The 1,410-nt window shown below is 70.4% G+C and carries 1 protein-coding gene and 1 pseudogene; both read left to right on the top strand.

What is annotated here, in order from left to right; translation table 11 throughout:
• Positions 1 to 522, top strand: a pseudogene (locus FPZ47_RS28730) (PE-PGRS family protein); the annotation flags it as partial.
• A gap of 161 nt (positions 523 to 683) precedes the next feature.
• Positions 684 to 1,410, top strand: a 727-nt coding sequence (locus FPZ47_RS27500) for a PE family protein (protein WP_145039790.1), incomplete at its 3' end; no start/stop codon positions are given.

Here is a 1,410-nt window from a genome sequence, read left to right as displayed (position 1 = left end):
GGTTTTGAGCTCGGGGGTATCGGCGGGGCCGGCGGGTCAGGCGCCACCGGCGGCAACGGCGGCCCGGGCGGTCTTGCGTTCAACCTGGGCTGGGGAACCGCCACCGGCGGGGCCGGCGGCGTGGGCGGCGCCGGCACGGTCGACGCCGGCGGCCAGGGCGGACAGGGCGGCATCGCGATGATGGGGCCCTACAACATTGCCGTCGACAACTTCGACGGCCTGGTGAAGTACCTCCCCACCAACTGGGGTACCGCCTACGGCGGCGTCGGCGGCGCGGGCGGCAACGGTGTCACCGTCGGCGGTACCGGCGGGACGGGCGGGACGGCGTTCGATTTGTTGGCGGGCGGACACGCCTACGGCGGCACCGGCGGCATCGGCGGCACCGGTGCTACCGGCGGCAACGGCGGCACCGGTGGCAACGCCTACGCAGCCACTCCGGGCAATGCCACCGTCGGGAGCGGCGGCGCGGCCGGCGGCACCGGCGGTACCGCCGGCGGCCCCGGGAGCGTCGTATCACTATAGGTTCACAGACCGACCGAATGTCCGGGTCGCGCCCCGGCGGCCGCCGGCGTTTACCGGAAACGCAGATATACAGGTGTGCAACGAGATAGATTCCTAAGCGCTCGTAATCGTGACCGTGGTGCGGGGGCGAACCACCCCACAGCGGTCTCCGGAGGTCAGCAATGTCGTATGTGTTCGTCCAGCCAGACGCGTTGACGGCGGCGGCGGCGAATGTGGCGAGGATCAACGCGTCGCTGGACGCGGCCAACGCAGCGGCGGGCCTCCCATTCGTCTGGGTGCCGGGCTCCGCCGGTGATCAGGTGTCGAAGGCGCTTTCGACGTTGTTTTCCGAGGTCGGCCAGGAGTTTCAGACGCTCCTCAACCAGTTCACGACGGTCAGCGCCCAGATCACCCAGGCCTTGAATGAGGCGGGGCAGGCGTTCAGGGGTGCCGAGGCGCTTGCCACCCAGGCGTTCAATCCGGCGACGTGGTGGGCCGCGGTGGCCGAAGCCTCGGGTTCTTCGCCGCCGCCGAGGACGGATCCGTTGGCGACGGTGATGTATGAGCTGAACCAGACCGGCGACAAATTGTTCGGAGAGCCGTTGTTCTACGACGGCGCTAATGGGACGGCGTCGAGCCCGAACGGCCAAAACGGTGGCTTGTTGCTGGGCAACGGCGGCAACGGCTGGAACTCCACGGTCACCGGGGGCAATGGCGGCAACGGCGGGATGGCCGGGATCCTCGGCAACGGCGGCAACGGCGGGACCGGTGGCCCCGGCACGACCAGTGTGGCCCCTGGGACCGGTGGGAACGGTGGGGCCGCCGTGTGGGAGGGTAATGGCGGGACCGGCGGGGCCGGCTGGAACTCCACCATCTCCGGCGTGAACGGCGGTAACGGCGGGGTAGGCG

This window comes from Mycobacterium helveticum (genome assembly GCF_007714205.1).
GTDB classification, from domain to species: Bacteria; Actinomycetota; Actinomycetes; order Mycobacteriales; family Mycobacteriaceae; genus Mycobacterium; species Mycobacterium helveticum.
Note: the sequence above shows the minus strand (reverse complement) of the source record. Positions and strands in the feature narration are given on the sequence as shown.